This is a genomic window from Streptomyces sp. NPDC058685, from assembly GCF_042714725.1.
In the GTDB taxonomy this organism is placed as follows: Bacteria; Actinomycetota; Actinomycetes; order Streptomycetales; family Streptomycetaceae; genus Streptomyces.
Genome location: NZ_JBHXSL010000060.1, coordinates 1 through 18396 on the forward strand (window position 1 = coordinate 1; position 18396 = coordinate 18396).

An 18396-nucleotide genomic window follows, 5' to 3' on the forward strand; every position below is an offset into this window, starting at 1 on the left:
CCACATACCCCCCCCCCCCCCCCACCCCTAAAAAATCCCGGGGGGGGGGGTCTGTTTTTTTTTTACACCACCCCCCCCCCCGGCGGGGGCCCCCGCCCCCCGCCCCCCCCCCCCGGCCGTGAGTGATCAGGCCTTCGGAGCCACCTTGGAGAGGCCGTTGATGATCCGGTCCATCGCGTCGCCGCCCGTCGGGTCGGTGAGGTTGGCCAGCATCTTCAGCGTGAACCGCATCAGCATCGGGTGGGACAGACCGCGCTGGGTCGCGATCTTCATGACCTTCGGGTTGCCGATCAGCTTCACGAAGGCGCGGCCCAGCGTGTAGTAGCCGCCGTAGGTGTCCTTGAGGACCTTCGGGTAGCGGTGCAGCGCCAGCTCGCGCTGGGCGGGGGTGCGGCGGGAGTGCGCCTGGACGATCACGTCGGCCGCGATCTCCCCGGACTCCATGGCGTACGCGATGCCCTCGCCGTTGAACGGGTTGACCAGGCCGCCCGCGTCACCGACGAGCAGCAGGCCCTTGGTGTAGTGCGGCTGGCGGTTGAAGGCCATCGGGAGCGCGGCGCCGCGGATCGGGCCCGTCATGTTCTCCTCGGTGTAGCCCCAGTCCTCCGGCATCGAGGCGCACCATGCCTTCAGCACCTCGCGCCAGTCCAGCTCCTTGAACGCCGCCGAGGTGTTGAGGACACCGAGGCCGACGTTGGACGTGCCGTCGCCCATGCCGAAGATCCAGCCGTAGCCCGGCAGCAGCCGGTCCTCGCCCGGGCCGCGGCGGTCCCACAGCTCCAGCCACGACTCCAGGTAGTCGTCGTCGTGGCGGGGGCTCGTGAAGTACGTGCGCACGGCCACGCCCATCGGGCGGTCGTCGCGGCGGTGCAGGCCCATGGCGAGGGAGATGCGGGAGGAGTTGCCGTCGGCGGCGACGACCAGCGGGGCGTGGAAGGTGACCGGGGTCTTCTCCTCGCCGAGCTTGGCCTCCACGCCGGTGATCCGGCCGGTCCGCTCGTCGATGATCGGGGCGCCCACGTTGCAGCGCTCGTGGAGCCGGGCGCCCGCCTTCTGCGCCTGGCGGGCCAGCTGCTCGTCGAAGTCGTCGCGCTTGCGGACGAGTCCGTAGTCCGGGAACGAGGCGAGTTCCGGCCAGTCGAGCTGGAGCCGCACTCCGCCGCCGATGATCCGCAGGCCCTTGTTGCGCAGCCAGCCGGCCTCTTCGGAGATGTCGATGCCCATGCCCACCAACTGCTTGGTGGCGCGCGGGGTCAGCCCGTCGCCGCAGACCTTCTCGCGCGGGAACGCGGTCTTCTCCAGCAGCAGAACGTCCAGGCCCGACTTGGCGAGGTGGTAGGCGGTCGTGGAGCCGGCCGGGCCTGCTCCGACAACGATCACATCCGCGCTGTGCGCCGTGTTCTTGGCGAGCGACTCGGTCACGGCGGGTTCTCCCGAAGACTCGATATTGCGTACCGGATGGCACTGGACATGTGCAGTCTATGGGGGCGTACAGATCAGCGACCGAAGGGCTCCCCCATGAGCAGGCTCCTCCCCGCCGTGCAGCTCCGCGTGCCCACCGGCGAGGACGCCGTTGCCTGGCACCGCGTCTTCGCCGACCCGGACGTCATGGAGTTCCAGGGCGGCAGGGCGGCCGAGTTGTCGGTGTACGAGGAGCTCACGGCACGCCAGCGCCGGCATGACGCGGAGCGCGGCTTCTGCTTCTGGACCATGCTCGACGAGCAGGGCGAGGTCATCGGTTTCACGGGCGCGCAGCCCTGGCCGCACACGCACTTCGGGCCGGTCGGCGAGATCGAGATCGGCTGGCGGCTGGCACGGCGGGCGTGGGGCAAGGGCTATGTGACGGCCGCCGCCCGCACCACGCTGGAGCGGGTACGGGCGGCGGGGGTCGGCCAGGTCGTGGCCATGGTCGACGCGGCCAACAAGCGCTCGATCGCGGTGACCGAGCGGCTCGGGATGCACCTGTCGGAGACGTTCACGGCCCCGGTGTCGAAGCGGCAGGGGTGCTGCTTCCGGCTGGACCTGACGAGAGCCTGATCCGGCGGACCGGGCCGGACCGGACCGGGCCGAGCCCGGGGGCGGTTGGGGCCGGGGGCGGTTGGGCCGGTTCCGGCGGTCGGTCCGCCCGGTTCCGGCGGCCCCGCCCCCGGGCGGCCGGGGCCGTCCGGCCGGTGCGCCCACGGGGGGGGGTGACGGGCAGCCCTCAGTTCGGCTTGAAGGTGCTGAGGGCCGTCGAGAAGACCACGTCGTTCTCGGTGTCCCACAGGTCCGCCCGGTCGCCGGCGAGGATCGCGTACTCCGTGCCGTCGGCCGCCACGAAGGCCTGGTCGATGACATGGCGCAGCACGGTGCTCTTCGAGGGATCGGGGATGTTGGTGAACTCCCACAGCGCGCCGGGGCGTCCCTGGAAGGTGTTCCGCACCAGTTGCAGACGCTGGTAGCGGACCTCGGGGAGCGCCTGGCGCTTGCTCTCCAGGTCGAGGAAGTTTTCGTAGGACGACGTCGGCGCGTTCTTGATGACGCCGATCTGGAGGTACGAGCCCCCGGTGGGAGCCTCGTAGAAGATCTGGCTGCCGGTCTGCCGCCGCTGCCAGCCGTCCATGACGGCGACCGTGAATCCGGCGGGGTCGTTCTTGAGGACGAATCCGGCGGGCAGTGCGCCGTCGGACGGCTGTGAGGGAGTCGCGTTCCCGCCCGGCGGCGTACTCGCGCCACCCGGCCCCTCGGTGGGCTCCTGCGACGGAGTCGGGGACGGCGTGGCCGACGAGGGCACCGGTGAGGGCGAGGCGGCGGGCTTGTCCGACGCGCGATCGGAACCGCCGTCGTCCTTCTGCAGGAGCAGCACCCCGGCCGCGGCACCGCCGCCGATGACGAACGCGGCGACGAGGGTGCCGGTCCAGACGAGCACCTTGCGCCGGCGTGCCGCGGCGGCCGGGTCGCTCCCGGGCGGGGGCACGGTGGCGTGCCCCGCGGCCAAGTCGGAGATGTGGGGGGCGGCGGGTCCGTAACCGGCCGGCACATAGGTCTCGGCGTCGTACACCGGCACGGGAGCGCCCGGCCCGTGCGCACCGGGAGCCGCCGGGGCGCCGGGAGTTCCGGGCAGCGGCGGACCCGCGGGAGCGCCTGCCGCGTCGCCCGCGGACGGAACGACGGGCGGAACGCCCGGGCCGGCGAGCGGAACGCCCGGGCCGGCGGGCGGGAGAGCCGGTGCGGCCGGGGCCGCGGGCGCGGCCGTTGTGCCCGAGGCGGCCGGGGCGTCCCCGGTGTCCGGCAGATCATGGCCCGAGGTCGGCGGCGGACCCGAGTCCGCAGCGACCGCGTGCCCGTCCGTCTCTTCCGGTCCTCCGTGGCCCGGCGCGCCCGCCACCGGCCAGGCGCCCGCGACGGTCGCCCCCGCCGCGCCCGGTGCCATGGGCGCCGGCGGGTGGGCCGGCGCCCCCGGGGCGTACGGCGGTACGGCCGGCCGACGCCCCGTCAGTTTCACCGCGTAGGGGGCCAGAAGCACCGCACCGCCCACCCACAGCAGACCGAACAGGAGCGCGTCGGGCACGCTCGGGGCCACCTCCGAACGGCCCTGGCCGCCGAAGCCGCCCACGCCGCCCGAGACGTCCGCCGCGAGCCCGGTGAAGCCCAGGAACAGCAGGAACAGGCCGAGCAGGAAGCCGCCGGTCAGCAGATGCTCACGGCGGTCCGGTGAGCGCAGGGCCGTCCGGACGCCGAGGATCAGCGCACAGACCACACCGAGCGTCAGGGCCCCGGCGACCGCGCCGTTGCCCCACAGGTCGCCGATCTCCGACAGCCCGAAGGCGCCGCTCTCCGAGCTCGATCCGAAGGCACTGGCCTCCCCCCGGACGTCGTACTCCACCGGTACGCCCCAGCTCAGTCCGAGCACCGCGAACCCGATGTTGGGCAGGAACGGCAGCGCGCCCAGCAGGGCCGTGCCGTCCACGTCGTCCTGCACCGCGAAGACGATGAAGCCCACCACCGAGCAGAGCGCGATCACCATGCCGAGCGCCCGCACCGCCGTGCCGAGGGCGCGGACCGCCGAGGCGGCGGCGGGGCGCATGCCCAGCCAGGAGGCGAGGTGGTCGCGCTGGAGGACGGCGCAGCTCACGACGAGCGAGATCGCCAGCGCGCCGAACATCGCGAGCAGCGGCGACGAGGAGACCTCGACGCCGTCGATGTCGGGCTGGGCGAACAGTCCGAGGACCAGCACCGCCGCGGTGACCACGAGTGACAGCCGTACGGCGGCCTCCAGCCCGGCGCCGCGCGTGCGCAGCATCCGGGCACCCAGGTAGAGCGCGGCGACGAAGAGCAGCGTCACGGTGAGCGGCACCAGCGAGAGCGAGGCGCTGCCCATGGCGTCGGACGAGCCGAAGGCGTCACCGAAACCGGACCCGGAATCCGATCCGAAGCCGGAGCCGGAGCCGGAGCCGGAGCCGGAACCCGATCCGAAGTCCTCCCCGAAGGGCGAACCCCCTTCGGCGGCCTTGATCTCGAATGCGCCGCCGACCCCTTGGAGCAGCATCGCGAGCGCGATCCGCAGCCGTGCGACCCAGCCGACGACGACCTCGTCGTCCTGTCCGTAGGAGGGGAACGCGAGGGCCACGCCCAGGGCGAGCAGCAGCCCGGCCGGGAAGAGCGCGGCCTGCGCGGGCCGCGCCCAGTCGCCGCGCAGGACCCGGCCGGCGAACTGCCCGACGGGCGAGGGCCCGGCGGGAGGGGACGGAAGCGCGGGAGCGGGCCCGGCGGGAGGGGACGGAAGCGCGGGCGAGGGCCCGGCGGGAGGGGACGGAAGCGCGGGAGCGGGCAGCGCGGAGGGAGCGGGCGGCAGTGCCGGGGGCACGGGCGGTGGACCCGTCTCGGCTGCCGGGAGCCGCTCACGCCCGCATTTCATACAGAAGCGTGCCTCGTCCGGGGACGGGGAACCGCAGTGCGGACAGTACGAGGCCATGGGTACTCCGGGACCGTGGGGAACGGGGCTGCGAGTGAACTGACACATCCTGCCCGCCGGACGGTTCCCGTCAACTCCCCCGTCGTGCTCGCCCGTTGCGTCCGCCGCTCCCGGCGCGCGCGGCTCAGGCCGGCCTGGTGCCCCGGTGCAGCGCCACGATCCCGCCCGAGAGGTTCCGCCAGGCGACCTTCGCCCAGCCCGCGCGCTGGAGCTTCGCCGCCAGCTCGGGCTGGTCCGGCCAGGACTGGATCGACTCGGCGAGATAGACGTACGCATCGGGGTTGGAGGAGACCGCGCGGGCCACCGGGGGCAGCGCCCGCATCAGGTACTCCTCGTACACCGTCCGGAACGGGGCCCATGTGGGGTGCGAGAACTCGCAGATCACGATGCGTCCGCCGGGCCTGGTCACCCGGTACATCTCGCGCAGGGCCGTGTCCGTCTCCTGCACGTTGCGCAGACCGAAGGAGATCGTCACCGCGTCGAAGACGCCGTCGCGGAACGGCAGTCGCGTCGCGTCGCCCGCGGTCAGCGGCAGCCAGGCGTTGCGCTTCTTGCCCTCACGGAGCATGCCGAGGGAGAAGTCGCAGGGCACGACGTAGGCACCGGCCGCGCTGAACGGCAGCGAGGAGGTGCCGGTGCCGGCCGCGAGGTCGAGGATCTTCTGCGCCGGACGCGCGTCCACCGCCTTCGCGACCTCCTTGCGCCACCGCCGGTCCTGGCCGAGCGAGAGGACGTCGTTGGTGAGGTCGTAGTTCGCCGCCACGTCGTCGAACATCGAGGCGACTTCGTGCGGCTGCTTGTCCAGGGAGGCTCGGATCACGCAGCCCATTCAAGCAGCCGTGGTGCACGCCTAGGCGCGGCGGTACACCAGCCGGCCGCCGAGGACCGTCGCCACACACGTCCCGGCGCCGTGCAGGCGCAGCACCTCCGCGGGCGGTTCGTCCACGGGAACGTCGAAGACGGCGAAGTCTGCCGGCGCTCCGACCGAGAGCCCGCCGTCGAGCAGCGCGCTCAGCGGAAGGATCCGCAGCGGATCGAGCGTGACGCCCTCCGTCGCCCGGACCGGCACGGGCTCGCGGACCCGCAGTCCGGAGCGGGCCACGGCGGTGCGGACGGGGGGCCGGCTGAAGGGACCGGTGACCGCCGTGACGCCGTGCCCGAGCATCCGCTGAAGCCCCCGGCGGGCGCTGCCGCCGAGGCGCTTGTCGTCCAGCTCCAGGGCGGCCAGGGCATCCCCCGTCAGCGGTTCGGTGCCGAGCGCGTCGGCCTCCCGGGGATCGGGGTGGTAGGCCGACTCCAGCAGGTCGACCGCCCCGGGGTGGCGCAGGCCCGGCACCAGGAGCCCGGGCCAGGTCCGCACCCGCGCCTGCGGGCGCGCGGCGGTCATCGCGTCGTAGGGACCCATCTGCACGATGAGCCCGGCGTCGACGACGACCGCGCGCACGTCCTCGTGGCCGGCGAACGACACGGCGTCGGCCACATGGATCGTCAGCAAGGCGGCCTCAGTTGGCGCTCAGCAGCTTGAGCTCGGGGTGGGCCGTGCCGCCCTCGATGGCCGTCGAGGAGATGTGCGAGGCGACGCGGTCGTCGACCGGGTCGTTCGCCGGGTCGTCGTGCACGACGAGGTGCTCGTACGTCGTGGAGCGCTGCGCCGGGACGCGGTCGGCCGTGCGGATCATCTCGATGATCTCGTGCAGGTTCGAGCGGTGCTTGGCGCCCGCCGAGGAGACGACGTTCTCCTCCAGCATCACCGAGCCGAGGTCGTCCGCGCCGTAGTGCAGGGTGAGCTGGCCGACCTCCTTGCCGGTGGTGAGCCAGGAGCCCTGGATGTGCGCGACGTTGTCGAGGAAGAGGCGGGCGATGGCGATGATGCGCAGGTACTCGAAGAGCGTGGCCTGGGTCTGGCCCTTCAGCTTGTTGTTCTGCGGCTGGTACGTGTACGGGATGAAGGCACGGAAGCCGCCGGTCCGGTCCTGCACGTCGCGGATCATCCGCAGGTGCTCGATCCGCTCGGCGTTGGTCTCGCCGGTGCCCATCAGCATGGTGGAGGTGGACTCCACGCCCAGGCCGTGCGCGATTTCCATGATCTCCAGCCAGCGCTCGCCGGACTCCTTCAGCGGGGCGATCGCCTGGCGCGGACGGGCCGGAAGCAGCTCGGCACCGGCGCCCGCGAACGAGTCGAGACCCGCGGCGTGGATCCGGCGGATGGCCTCCTCCGCGGAGACCCCGGAGATCCGGGCCATGTGCTCGATCTCGGAGGCGCCGAGGGAGTGGATGACCAGCTGCGGGTACGCCTTCTTGATCGCCGAGAAGTGCTCCTCGTAGTACTCGACGCCGAAGTCCGGGTGGTGGCCGCCCTGGAACATGATCTGGGTGCCGCCCAGTTCGACCGTTTCCGCGCAGCGCCGCAGGATGTCGTCGAGGTCGCGGGTCCAGCCCTTCGCGGTGTCCTTCGGCGGCGCGTAGAAGGCGCAGAACTTGCAGGCCGTGACACACACGTTGGTGTAGTTGATGTTGCGCTCGATGATGTACGTCGCGATGTGCTCGGTACCGGCGTAGCGCCTCCGGCGGACGGCGTCGGCCGCCGTGCCCAGTGCGTGCAGCGGGGCCGAGCGGTACAGCTCCAGCGCTTCCTCGGGCGTGATCCGACCGCCCTCAGCGGCACGGTCCAGCACGGACTGAAGGTCGGCCTTCTCGGTCACCGGGTGTCACCTTTCGGCGGTTTTTCGGAGCATCTGCGGGCCGCTCCAGCCTACGCCAGCCGCCTGGGCCGCCTTCCGGCCGGTGCCCGGAGTCAGTCCGTACGCTCCAGCGTGGCGCGCGGATCGCCCGCCCGCGGCTCGCGCGAGGTGTACTGGACGCGGTCCCCGTCCAGGCGCAGTTTCACCGTGTGGGTACCCGGTGTGCAGGTGTTGCCCGGCTTGCCGCTGGAGCTGCCGTCGGCCACGAGCTCGGCGGTCGTCGCGCCGCGCAGGACCAGGTTGTCCTCGCAGGAGAGGTTGCCGAGCGCGTCGTACTGGCTGACCGTGCCGAACGTCGCGCCCGTCTTTCCCGCGCGGATGACGACGGTGAAGGTCCCCGCCTCCAGTTCGCTTCCCGCGAGGCTGACCTTGAAGGGACCCTGCCAGCTGCCGATGAAGGGCTTCGGTACGGCCGCCACCTTGTCCCCGGGCTCCTGCGAGGCCGAGGCGGAAGGGCGGGGAGTGGACGGGTCGGGGGTGGACGCGGCGCTGGACCCCGGCGGTTCGGCCCCGGTGTCGGTGTTGTTCCCTCCGCCACCGGTGCCCGGCCACAGGTCCAACAGGAAGCCGCCGCCGATCGTCACCACGGCCAGCGCGGCGGCGAGCGTCAGGGTCACGGTGCAGCTCACCCTGCGCCTGCCGGCCGGTTTTCCGGGGGCGCCGGTGGGTGGCGCGGCCGGCCCCGTCGCCGCACCGCCGGGATGGGAGGGCAGCTGACCGACGGGATCGACCGGCGGTCCGAACGTGCCGATCGCCGGGCTGCTGAAGGCCACCGGACCCGACACGGCGTCCGCCACGGCCTGGTCCGCGGGCTCCAGGTTCAGCAGCGTCACCGCGGACCGGCTCACCTGCTCGACCAGCGGTCCCGGCAGCCAGCCGGCGGCGACCAGCGCGGCGGCGCCGCCGGGCGCGAGCCGGCGCGCGATCTCGCCGGGTGACGGACGCACGGAGGGGTCCTTGGCGAGGCACTCGGCGACCAGGTCCCGCAGATCGCCCTCCAGACCGGCCAGTTCGGGTTCCTCGTGCACCACCTTGTAGAGCAGCGCCGCGGAGGAGTCGCCGGGGAAGGGAGCGGTGCCCGTCGCCGCGAACGCGAGGACCGCGCCCAGCGAGAAGACGTCGGCGGCGCCGGTGATGCCCTTGCCGAGGATCTGCTCGGGCGACATGTAGCCGGGCGATCCGACGGAGACACCGGTGGAGGTGAGGGAGGCGGTGCCCTCGGTGGCGCGGGCGATCCCGAAGTCGATCAGACGCGGCCCGTCGAGCGTGAGGAGCACGTTGGACGGCTTCACGTCGCGGTGCACCAGCTCCAGCGCGTGCACGGCCGCCAGCGCCTCGGCGAGACCCGCGCCCAGCACCCGTACCGAGTGGGCGGGCAGCGGGCCGTGTTCCGTCACCGCCTGGGACAGCGGGGGTCCGGCCACATAGCCGGTCGCCACCCACGGCACGGACGCCTCCGGGTCGGCGTCGAGCACGGGCGCCGTCCACTGGCCGCCGACGCGCCGTGCCGCGTCGACCTCGCGGCGGAAACGGGCCCGGAACTCCTCGTCGAGCGCGAAGTGCGGATGGACGATCTTCACCGCGACCGTGCGGCCGCCGGCACTGCGCCCGAGGTAGACGCGGCCCATTCCGCCCGCCCCCAGCCGCCCGAGCAGCCGGTACGCACCGATGCTCCGCGGCTCGCCCGGATCCAGCGGCTGCATCTGTACTCCCCCGGTTGTTCCACGCCTGTCCCGCCCGCCCCTGCTGCTCATCAGGGTAGGCCCCGGCGTGTCCGGCATCACGGGGATTGCCCGCCCCCGGCGGCCAACCGATCCCGGGTACCGGCCGTCTCCCAGGTCGCCGTTCGCGCAGCTTGTCCGAAAAGATGCCTGCGCCCCGCCCGCGCCTCCGACCGCGCCGGAACCCTCGGAGCACCCTGCATGAACCGCCTCTCCCGCGCCCTCATCACCGCCGCCGCCGTCGGCTCCGTCCTGCTCGCCACGGGCTGCTCCGACGAGGGCGAACCGGTGAGCTTCGACGGACCGGCCGTGACGGCCCCCACCGGCGGCGATGGCGCGCGGACCGGAGGCGGGGCGGCGGCCGAGGCCGCCGCGAAGACGCTGATGCCGACCGGCCCCAAGGCCTCCTTCACCACCCAGAACACGCTGGATGACGGCACCCGGATCGGCGTGACCACCCTGGAGGGCAGGAAGTCCGGCTTCACGGGCAAGGTCTGGGTGTGGGCGCCCGAGCAGTACTTCGACGAGAAGTACGCGAGCAGCGGCTTCCCCGTCCTGATAGCCCTTCCCGGCGGCAACGGCTATCCGAACAACTACTGGATGGGCACCGACCTGCGGCTCCAGAGCAGCATCGCGAAGTGGTCGAGGGAGGGAAGGAGCCTTCCCTTCATCGTGGTGATGCCGGTGCTGAACCCGGACGCGAAGAACTACTACGACGGCAGCGACATACCCGGGCAGCCGAAGATGGGCACCTGGATGACCGAGGACGTCCCTGACTTCGTGAAGGCCAACTTCCGCACCTTCACCAGCCGCGACGGCTGGGCGTTCATGGGCTCGTCGTCGGGCGCGTTCGTGGGCCTGAAGTCCGTGCTCCAGCGGCCGGACCGGTTCAAGGCGGCCATCGCCTCCGGCCCGGACACCGTGCCGGACTCCCCGCTCTGGTCGGGCCACGAGCCCCAACGGCAGGCCAACAACCCGGAGAAGCTCGCCGAGGCGCTCGGCGCGCGGCCGGACACCCGGGCCAACGCGGTCTATCTGGCGTTCCAGGTGGGCACCAGGGAGTCGGGGCTCGCGCGGGTGAAGAAGTTCGCGCGCGACTACGGCAGGGGCCCGGTGAAGACCCGCCTCCAGGTCATCCAGGACGGCGAGCACAACGCCAAGACCTATGTGCGGGGCATGGGGGACGGATCCATCGAGTGGATCAGCAAGCACATGCAGGCGCCCATCCCGACGTCCTGAGGGTCGGCGCGGGCCAGTGGGTCAGGGCGCGGGCCCTGTGCGTCGGGGCACGCCCGGTGCGTCGGCGCTCGCCCGGCGGCCGAACGCGCTGAAACGGTCACGCGGCCCGGCGGTCACCCGGGCCGGCGGTCATCGGGCGCCGAGCAGTTCGACCGTCACGTCCGACGGGTAGCCGGTGGCCGGCCCCGTGCGGCGGGCGAACTCACGCACACCGGCGAGCTGGTCGGGACCGAAGCGGAAGTCGAGCGTACGGAAGTACCGCTCCAGCAGCTGAGCGTCGAAGGTCTCCCAGCGTGCGGCCTGCTCCGAGACCTTGGCGACCTCCTGGAGGGAGAGGTCACGGGAGGCGAGGAAAGCCTCGTGGACCTCGTGCACCATCTCGGGCTCCCGGGCCAGATAGTCCTTGCGCGCCGCCCACACCGCGAAGACGAACGGCAGCCCGGTCCACTCCTTCCACATCTTCCCCAGGTCGTGGACCTGGAGGCCGAGGCGCGGGGCGTCGTGCAGCGAGGCGCGCAGCGCGGCGTCCCCGATCAGCACGGCGGCCTCGGCCTCCAGCATCATCTGACCGAGGTCGGGCGGGCACGTGTAGTAGTCGGGAGTGACCTGGTACTGCTCGGCCAGCAGCAGCTGCGCCAGGCGTACGGAGGTGCGGGAGGTGGAACCGAGCGCGACCCGCGCGCCGGAGAGCTGCTCCAGCGGCACCTGCGACACGATCACGCAGGACATGACGGGTCCGTCACAGCCGACCGCGAGGTCGGGGAAGGCGACGAGCCGGTCGGCGTTGCGCAGGAATTCCACGAGGGTGACGGGCGCGATGTCCAGATCGCCGCGCACCAGCTGCTCGCTGAGCTTCTCCGGGGTGTCCTTCGACAGCTCGAGATCGAGGAGGGTTCCGGTGCGCGCCAGCCCCCAGTACAGGGGGAGACAGTTGAGGAACTGGATGTGCCCCACACGGGGGCGGCTGCGACGGTGGTCGACTGCTGTGCTTTCTCCGGGACTGTCCACATCGCGAGGCTAGACCTGTGGAGGCCGGCACGACGCGCCGGGGGCGTGCGCGGCATGAGCCGGGCGGGTACGGGGACACCGGCCGCGCCCCTCCCGAGCTGCGATTCGTCAGCGGACCAAGATCTTTTCAAACGTCCGGGTGACGTGATCTTTCCCTCTACCGCTGTGAACACCCTGCGTGCTAGGCTCGACGCAAGTTGCAGTTTGGTTTCCCTTGCAGTACAGAGCCTGCGGAGCATGTGACCCGCAGGCTTTTGTAGTTTTCAGACTTGTTTGCAGGTTCTGGAGCAGGGCAACCCTTTGGCCCAAGGAGGGCTTATGGCTACCGGAACCGTCAAGTGGTTCAACGCTGAAAAGGGCTTCGGCTTCATCGCCCAGGACGGCGGCGGCCCGGATGTCTTCGTCCACTACTCCGCGATTAACGCGTCTGGCTTCCGCTCCCTCGAGGAGAACCAGGTCGTGAACTTCGACGTCACTCAGGGTCCGAAGGGCCCGCAGGCGGAGAACGTGACCCCGGCCTAATCAGCCACGGGTCGTCGATCGCGCACGACTTAGCAGTACCAAGGAGCCCTGCCCCGTACGTCCAGTGCGGGGCAGGGCTCCTGCCTTGGGTCCGCCGGTCGCCTCAGCCGTCGCCGTACAGCCCGTCGATGACATCGGCATAGCGCTCCAGCACGGCCCGGCGGCGGACCTTCAGGGTGGGCGTGAGCACTCCGTCCCCGATGGAGAAGTCCTCCTCCAGCACGGCGAAAGCCCGGATCCGGGCCGGCCGGGCGACCCGCGCGTTCGCCGCGTCGACCGCTTCCTGGACCAGGGATCGGACGGTCGCCGGATCCGTCTCGCCGGTCTCCAGCCGGTCCACCGTGATCAGGGCCACGGGATAGGGCCGCCGGTCCCCCACCATCACCGCGTGCGACACATACGGCGAGCGCTCGATCGCGAGCTCCACCTCAGCGGGGGCGAGGTTCTTCCCGGCGGACGTGATGATCAGGTCCTTCTTGCGTCCCGTGATGCTCAGATAGCCGTCCGGGTCGAGCGAGCCCAGGTCCCCGGTGTGCAGCCAGCCCTCGTCGTCGAGCACCTCCGCGCTCGCCCCGGGATTCGCGTGGTAGCCGGGGAAGACCATCGGCCCGCGCGCCAGGACCTCCCCGTCGGCCGCGATGCGCACCTCGCAGCCGGCGATCGGGCGTCCGACCGTGCCGCGGCGCTCCGCGCCCGGGTGGTTCAGCGAGATGACCCCGCCGGACTCGGTCATCCCGTACCCCTCGTACACGGCGATCCCGCACGCCCGCAGCAGGTCCAGGGTCCCGGTCGCGATCGGGGCCGCTCCGGTGAGACCCCAGCGCAGCCGGCCGCCGAAGGCCGCCCGCACCAGGCCGTAGAGCTGCTCGTCGGCCTGCTTGTACGCGTCCGTCAGCTCGGGCGGCAGCACGCCGTCCGCCGCCAGCAGCCCGATCCGTACCGCTTCCTCCAAGCGCTCACGCCCGCCCTCCCGCGCCCCGGCGAGCGCCAGCACCGAGGCGTGGACCTTCTCGAAGAGGCGGGGAACGGACGGCAGATGCGTGGGCCTGGCCTGGGCGAGTTCGGCGACGACGTTCTCGATGCGGCCGCCGAAGTAGCAGAGCTCGCCGCCGTAGATCAGGGTGCTGAACTGCGTCAGCTGGGCGAGCACATGCGCGAGCGGGAGGTAGAGGTACGTCCGGTCCCCCGGGCCGCCGTCGACCAGCGGCAGCGTCGCGTCCTGTATCCCGCCGAGGTTGCCGTGCAGCAGGCGGCAGCCCTTGGGCGGGCCGGTGGTGCCCGAGGTGTAGACGATCCCGGCCTCGTCGTCCGGCCGCACGCGGCGGGCGCGGTCGAGCAGCGCTTCGAGGGGTGCGGGTCCGGGCAGCGCGAGGAGTGCGGGCCGTCCCCCCGCCGTTTTCCCCGTCCCCGCCGTTTTCCGCGTCCCCGCCCCGGGCCGCTCTCCCGCCACGGGCTGCGTCTCCGCCCCGGCCTGCGGGTCCATCAGCACCAGGTGCCGCACCGCGGGCAGCGTGTCCCGCAGCGACTCCACCCGGTCGGCCTGTGCCGCGTTCTCGCAGATCACCACCGACGCCCCGGAGTCGCCCAGCACCCAGCGCAGCTCCTCGGCCCCGGCCGTCGGGTAGACGGGCACGACGACGGCACCGGCCGCCAGGGAGGCGAGGTGCGCGTACGTCCACTCCGGCCGGGTCTCCGAGAGGACCGCGACCCGGTCCCCGGCCCGTACACCGAGGCCCATCAGCCCCTGCCCGACCGCCCGGACGGTGTCCCGCAGTCCGGTGTGGGACACCGTGTGCCAGGAGCCGTCCCGCGTGAACCGCAGTGCCGGATGGTCCGTGTACCGGTCGGCGGTCCACTCGGCGAACACCGCGAGCGTGCCGGGCCGTTCCCGCTCTTCACCTGTCATGCACCGAACGTAAGGACGCGGCCACCGCCGGTGGCATGACGGAAACCGTCACGCCCGCTGACCCCACCGCTCAACCCCGCTACCGTCGATGACCATGGGGAAGCGGACGATCACCGTGCACCATGTGCGGGCCGTGCTGCGTGGGGCGGAGCGTCACGGACTCGACACCGTCCCGCTGCTCCAGACCGCCGGCATCCCCCCGCTGCTGCTGAGCGACGACCGGGCCCGGGTCACCGCCGACCAGTTCGGCCTGCTGTTCAGGGCGCTGTACCGGGCGACCCACGACGAGTTCCTCGGTCTCGGCCCGTCGCCGAGCCGCCCGGGCACCTTCGCGATGATGTGCCACGCCACGCTGGGCTGTCGTGATCTGGGCGCGGCGATCGAGCGCGGTGCCGCCTTCTACGGGCTGTTCCCCGGCGGCCCCGACCTCGCCCTGACCCGGGACGGCGACGAGGCGGTGTTCGTCGTGCGCAACGACCTCGGCCGGGACGAGGACCGCTTCCTCGCCGAGTGCCTGGTGGTCATCTGGCACCGGCTGTGCAGCTGGTTCATCGGCCGCCGCATCCCGCTGCTGCGGGCCGGGTTCGGCTACCCCCCGCCGCCGCACCACGACGAGTACCCGTACCTCTTCGGCTGCCCCGTCCGCTACGGGGAGCCGGTGACCACGGCCGCCTTCTCCGCCCACTGGCTGGCATCGCCGCTGCTGCGGGACGAGTCGGCGCTGGAGGAGATGCTGCGGGCCTCGCCGTTCGAGCTGCTGAGCCGACGGGAGTACGCGGCGACCGTCGGCGAGCAGGTGCGCCGAGCGCTCGCCCGCTCGCTGCGGGCCTCCCCGAGGCTCCCCTCGCTGGACGAGACCGCCGCCGGGCTCGCGGTCAGCCCGGCGACGCTGCGGCGGAGGCTTCAGCAGGAGGAGACGTCCTATCGGCAACTGAAGGACGCGGTGCGGCGGGACGCGGCGATCGCCGGTCTCGCCGAGGGGCACGAGCCGATCGCGGAGCTCGCGGCCCGCCTCGGTTTCTCCGAGGACACCTCCTTCCACCGGGCCTTCCGCCGGTGGACGGGGACGACACCGGGGGCGTACCGCGGACAGGCCGACGTCGTTGATCACGACGGGTCGGCCGACGCGAGTTGACCCGAAGTCAGTGAAGCTGAGCTGCCCGGTCAGGACGGAACTTACTCACGGGTCACTACCTTTCCGTCAACTGCCCAGCATCACTGGACCGTTGGGAGAGCCGCAATGCGTGTACCCACCCGGGTGCTGGCCGTCATGGCCGCACTCGCCCTCTCGGCAGCCACCCCCACAGCGTCCGCGGACGACACGTCGGCCGCAGGCCCCGGCGACATCGTCGGCTCGGCGCCGAGCGCTTTCCACCCCCTGCCCGGACAACCCACCGCGACCAAGGCCTGGCGGATCACCTACCGCTCCACCACCGCCGACGGCGCCCCGAACACCGTCTCCGGCACGGTGATCGTCCCCCAGGACGGCCGCACCGGCCCGCGTCCTCTGGTCACCTACGCGGTGGGCACGGTCGGCCTCGCCGACAACTGCGCACCGAGCGCCGGATTCCCCACCGGCACGACCGTCGAGGCCAATCTGATCCAGCAGCTGACCCTGCGCGGCTGGGCCGTCGCGGTCACCGACTACGAAGGGCTCGGCACCCCGGGCGAGCACACCTACACGGTCGGCCGCTCGGCCGGTCACGCCGTGCTGGACGCGGCGCGCGCCGCGATCGCGCTGCCGGAGGCCGGGCTCTCCGCCGACTCCCCCGTCGGGATCATGGGCTACTCGCAGGGCGGGCAGGCGACGAGCTGGGCGGCCGAACTGCACGACTCGTACGCACCGGAACTGAAGGTCAGGGGCACGGTGACCGGCGGCGTACCGGCCCGGCTGACCGGGCTCGCCCCCGTACACGACGGCTCCTACGGATCGGGGCTGCTGTTCATGGCGGCGGCCGGCCAGGACGCGGCCTTCCCCGAGCTGGAACTGGACTCGTATCTGAACCCGGCGGGCAGGGCGCTCATCTCGTTCCTGCGCAACAACTGCGTGGCCCTCGACACCACCGTCGGATCCTTCAAGAAGATCTCCGAGATGACGGTGCGCAATCCGCTGGAGACCCCGCAGTGGCAGAAGCGGCTGCACGAGTCCGACCTCGGTTCGCACCGCCCCGACCATCCCGTGTACCTGTACCACGCGCTGGCCGACGAGCTGATCCCCTACGGCCAGGGGTCCCAGCTGCGCAAGGACTGGTGCGCGAAGGGCGCGAACGTGAAGTGGCGGACGATCGTGCTCGGCGAGCACGTCACCGGAGTGATCACCGAGGCGATTCCGGCGGCCAATTGGCTGGCGGACCGGTTCGCGGGACGGGCGGCTGCCGGCAACTGCTGACGCCGCCGGGGGCGGGGTCGGGGGTGGCCGTGCGGCCACCCCCTTCGCTTTCCCGGCCCGCCTACGATGGAGGGACCGAGACGGGAGGTCGGGACGTGACCGAGCGAAAGCCCCCGGGCGTCAGTTTCGAGTCGTGGGTGGACAAGCAGATCCGCGACGCGACGGAACGGGGGGACTTCACCTCACTGCCCGGCTTCGGAAAACCGCTGCCGGACGACAAGGCGCCGTACGACGAACTGTGGTGGGTCAAGAGCAAGATGCACCGTGAGGGCGTCTCGGTCCTGCCGCCGACGCTGGCGCTGCGCAAGGAGGCGGAGGACGCCCGGGACGCGGTGGACCGCGCCACGACGGAGTCCGAGGTCCGGCGCATCCTCACCGGGATCAACGAGAAGATCACCGCCGCGATCCTCCGTCCGCCGCCGGGCCCGCCACTGGGACGCAAGCCGTTCGACATCGACGCGGTCCTCCGCGAGTGGCGCGAGGCCCGCGCGAAGGGCCGGCGCGCGGAGGGCTGAGGAGGCGGCCCCGAACAACGCCCCGCGCGCCGCCGTGCGGCCGGAGCGGCCGAGCGGTTGACCGCCCCGCGCCGCCGTGCCGCCGGCTCAGCGCTGCCGCGGCAGCGGCGGCAGCTTCGGCTCGTACAGCCATGTGGTGAACAGCTTGTCCAGCGGGCGCGGTGAGTGCTCGCGGGCCAGCGCGATGAACTCCTCCGTCGTGACCACACCGTGCCGGTGCGTCGATGTCCACTGCCGCAGCAGCCCCACGAACGCCGCGTGCCCGATCTCCATGCGCAGCGCGTGCAGCGTCAGCGCGCCGCGTTCGTAGACCCGGTCGTCGAACAGCCGCCGCAGACCGGGGTCGGCGATGCGGACGTCCTGTCGCATCAGCGCCAGGCGCGCCCGGGACTTCGCGGCCATCGCCGACGCGGAGGGGCCGCCCGACATCTCGGACCACAGCCACTCGGCGTACTTCGCGAAGCCCTCGTTGAGCCAGATGTGCCGCCAGTCGGCGACCGTGAGGCTGTTGCCGAACCACTGGTGGGCCAGCTCGTGCGCCACCAGGCGTTCGCTGCCGCGCCGCCCGTCGACGTGGTTCGCGCCGAAGATGGACAGACCCTGGGCCTCCACCGGCACGTCGAGTTCCTCGTCGACGACCACGACCGCGTAGTCGTCGAAGGGGTAGGGCCCGAACAGGTCCTGGAAGACGGTCATCATCTGCGGCTGGCGCGCGAAGTCCCGCCCGAAGCGCCCGAGGAGCGGGCGCGGCACGGCGGCGGGCTGCGGCACGGCTCCCGCGTGCGGCACGTCGACCAGTTCGTACGGACCGATCTGCACGGTCGCGAGATACGTGGCCATCGGGGCGGACTGCTCGTACACCCAGGTCGTCGTGGAGGCGCTCATCGTGCGCGAGGTGAGCGTTCCGTTCGCGATCACCGTGTACGGCGAGGGCGCGGTCACCGCGATCCGGTAGACGGCCTTGTCGTCGGGGCGGTCGTTGCAGGGGAACCAGGACCGGGCGCCGTGCGGCTGCGAGGCCACCAGCGCGCCCTCGTCCAGCTGCTCCCAGCCGAGGTCGCCCCAGTCACGGGTGCGCACGGGATGCGGCACCCCCGTGTACCGCACCTCGACGGTGAAGTCGGCGCCCGCCCGCAGCGGTCGCGCCGGACGTATCCGGAGTTTGTCCCCGCGGTGCGTGTACCGGGCCGGGCGGGCGCCGTCCACCAGCACCTTGCTGAGCCGGAACTGCCCGAGGTCGAGGACGATTTCGGGCAGCGCGCGCTCGGCGACGGCGGCGATCCGTGCCCGGCCGGACAGTCGCCCGGTGTGCGGGATGTAGTCCAGCTCCAGGTCGTACCGCGTCGTCCGGTAACCGCTGTCGCCGTGCTGCGGCAGATACAAGTCCGTCACCCGTGTGTC

At 72.3% G+C, this 18396-nt stretch carries 15 protein-coding genes and 1 pseudogene; 6 read left to right on the plus strand and 10 right to left on the minus strand.

From position 1 onward, the window contains the following. Positions 1–126: 126 nt before the first annotated feature. Positions 127–1422, minus strand: coding sequence for a geranylgeranyl reductase family protein (locus tag ACFWU3_RS31510; RefSeq protein ID WP_313944767.1), 1296 nt, complete (start codon positions 1420–1422; stop codon positions 127–129). 96 nt (positions 1423–1518) lie between these two features. On the opposite strand from ACFWU3_RS31510, the gene ACFWU3_RS31515 reads away from it, so the two are divergent. Continuing rightward, entirely contained in the window at positions 1519–2037 is a 519-nt protein-coding gene (locus ACFWU3_RS31515; protein ID WP_384444464.1) for a GNAT family N-acetyltransferase, read from the plus strand. Between the two features lie 166 nt (positions 2038–2203). On the opposite strand, the gene ACFWU3_RS31520 is transcribed toward ACFWU3_RS31515, so the two are convergent. The 6 genes and pseudogenes from ACFWU3_RS31520 to ACFWU3_RS31545 form a co-directional block, all read right to left on the minus strand. Beyond that, positions 2204–4846, minus strand: coding sequence for a hypothetical protein (locus tag ACFWU3_RS31520; protein WP_384444491.1), 2643 nt, complete (start codon positions 4844–4846; stop codon positions 2204–2206). A gap of 39 nt (positions 4847–4885) precedes the next feature. Continuing rightward, a pseudogene (locus ACFWU3_RS31525) lies at positions 4886–5002 on the minus strand (zinc-ribbon domain-containing protein); the annotation flags it as partial. Positions 5003–5078: 76 nt separating this feature from the next. Further along, positions 5079–5774 carry a demethylmenaquinone methyltransferase gene (locus tag ACFWU3_RS31530; protein WP_384444465.1) on the minus strand — a complete coding sequence of 232 codons (696 nt, stop codon included), beginning with the start codon at positions 5772–5774 and terminating at the stop codon, positions 5079–5081. 30 nt (positions 5775–5804) lie between these two features. Further along, positions 5805–6449: a hypothetical protein gene (locus tag ACFWU3_RS31535; RefSeq protein WP_384444466.1), complete on the minus strand. Its 645-nt coding sequence runs from the start codon at positions 6447–6449 to the stop codon at positions 5805–5807. A 7-nt stretch (positions 6450–6456) separates the two neighbouring features. Beyond that, positions 6457–7656: a cyclic dehypoxanthinyl futalosine synthase gene (gene mqnC / locus ACFWU3_RS31540; protein WP_313944772.1), complete on the minus strand. Its 1200-nt coding sequence runs from the start codon at positions 7654–7656 to the stop codon at positions 6457–6459. A 92-nt stretch (positions 7657–7748) separates the two neighbouring features. Next, on the minus strand, positions 7749–9398 hold the full coding sequence (locus tag ACFWU3_RS31545; protein ID WP_384444467.1) for a protein kinase: 1650 nt from the start codon (positions 9396–9398) through the stop codon (positions 7749–7751). Positions 9399–9617: 219 nt separating this feature from the next. Between ACFWU3_RS31545 and ACFWU3_RS31550 the strand changes: the two genes are divergently transcribed. Further along, positions 9618–10655 (plus strand): alpha/beta hydrolase, encoded by a 1038-nt coding sequence (locus ACFWU3_RS31550; RefSeq protein WP_384444468.1) that lies wholly within the window; start codon positions 9618–9620, stop codon positions 10653–10655. A 129-nt stretch (positions 10656–10784) separates the two neighbouring features. On the opposite strand, the gene ACFWU3_RS31555 is transcribed toward ACFWU3_RS31550, so the two are convergent. After that, positions 10785–11663: a menaquinone biosynthetic enzyme MqnA/MqnD family protein gene (locus ACFWU3_RS31555; RefSeq protein WP_384444469.1), complete on the minus strand. Its 879-nt coding sequence runs from the start codon at positions 11661–11663 to the stop codon at positions 10785–10787. A gap of 318 nt (positions 11664–11981) precedes the next feature. On the opposite strand from ACFWU3_RS31555, the gene ACFWU3_RS31560 reads away from it, so the two are divergent. After that, the gene (locus ACFWU3_RS31560) at positions 11982–12185 is read left to right on the plus strand and encodes a cold-shock protein (RefSeq protein WP_003967102.1); all 204 of its coding nucleotides are present in this window, start codon (positions 11982–11984) and stop codon (positions 12183–12185) included. A gap of 103 nt (positions 12186–12288) precedes the next feature. Here the strand turns inward: ACFWU3_RS31560 and ACFWU3_RS31565 are convergent, their stop codons facing one another. Beyond that, entirely contained in the window at positions 12289–14091 is a 1803-nt protein-coding gene (locus ACFWU3_RS31565; protein WP_384444470.1) for an AMP-dependent synthetase/ligase, read from the minus strand. Between the two features lie 94 nt (positions 14092–14185). Here ACFWU3_RS31565 and ACFWU3_RS31570 point away from each other — a divergent pair, with 94 nt between their 5' ends. The 3 genes from ACFWU3_RS31570 (at position 14186) to ACFWU3_RS31580 (ending at position 16995) form a co-directional block, all read left to right on the plus strand. Then, positions 14186–15226: an AraC family transcriptional regulator gene (locus ACFWU3_RS31570; protein WP_384444471.1), complete on the plus strand. Its 1041-nt coding sequence runs from the start codon at positions 14186–14188 to the stop codon at positions 15224–15226. Positions 15227–15331: 105 nt separating this feature from the next. After that, positions 15332–16480: a lipase family protein gene (locus tag ACFWU3_RS31575; protein ID WP_384444472.1), complete on the plus strand. Its 1149-nt coding sequence runs from the start codon at positions 15332–15334 to the stop codon at positions 16478–16480. A 95-nt stretch (positions 16481–16575) separates the two neighbouring features. Next, complete coding sequence (locus ACFWU3_RS31580) at positions 16576–16995, plus strand: DUF1992 domain-containing protein (RefSeq protein ID WP_384444473.1); 420 nt, start codon at positions 16576–16578, stop codon at positions 16993–16995. Positions 16996–17082: 87 nt separating this feature from the next. Here ACFWU3_RS31580 and ACFWU3_RS31585 read toward each other — a convergent pair whose 3' ends face one another. After that, positions 17083–18387, minus strand: a complete 1305-nt coding sequence (locus ACFWU3_RS31585) for a M1 family metallopeptidase (RefSeq protein ID WP_384444474.1) — start codon at positions 18385–18387, stop codon at positions 17083–17085. Positions 18388–18396 lie beyond the last annotated feature (9 nt).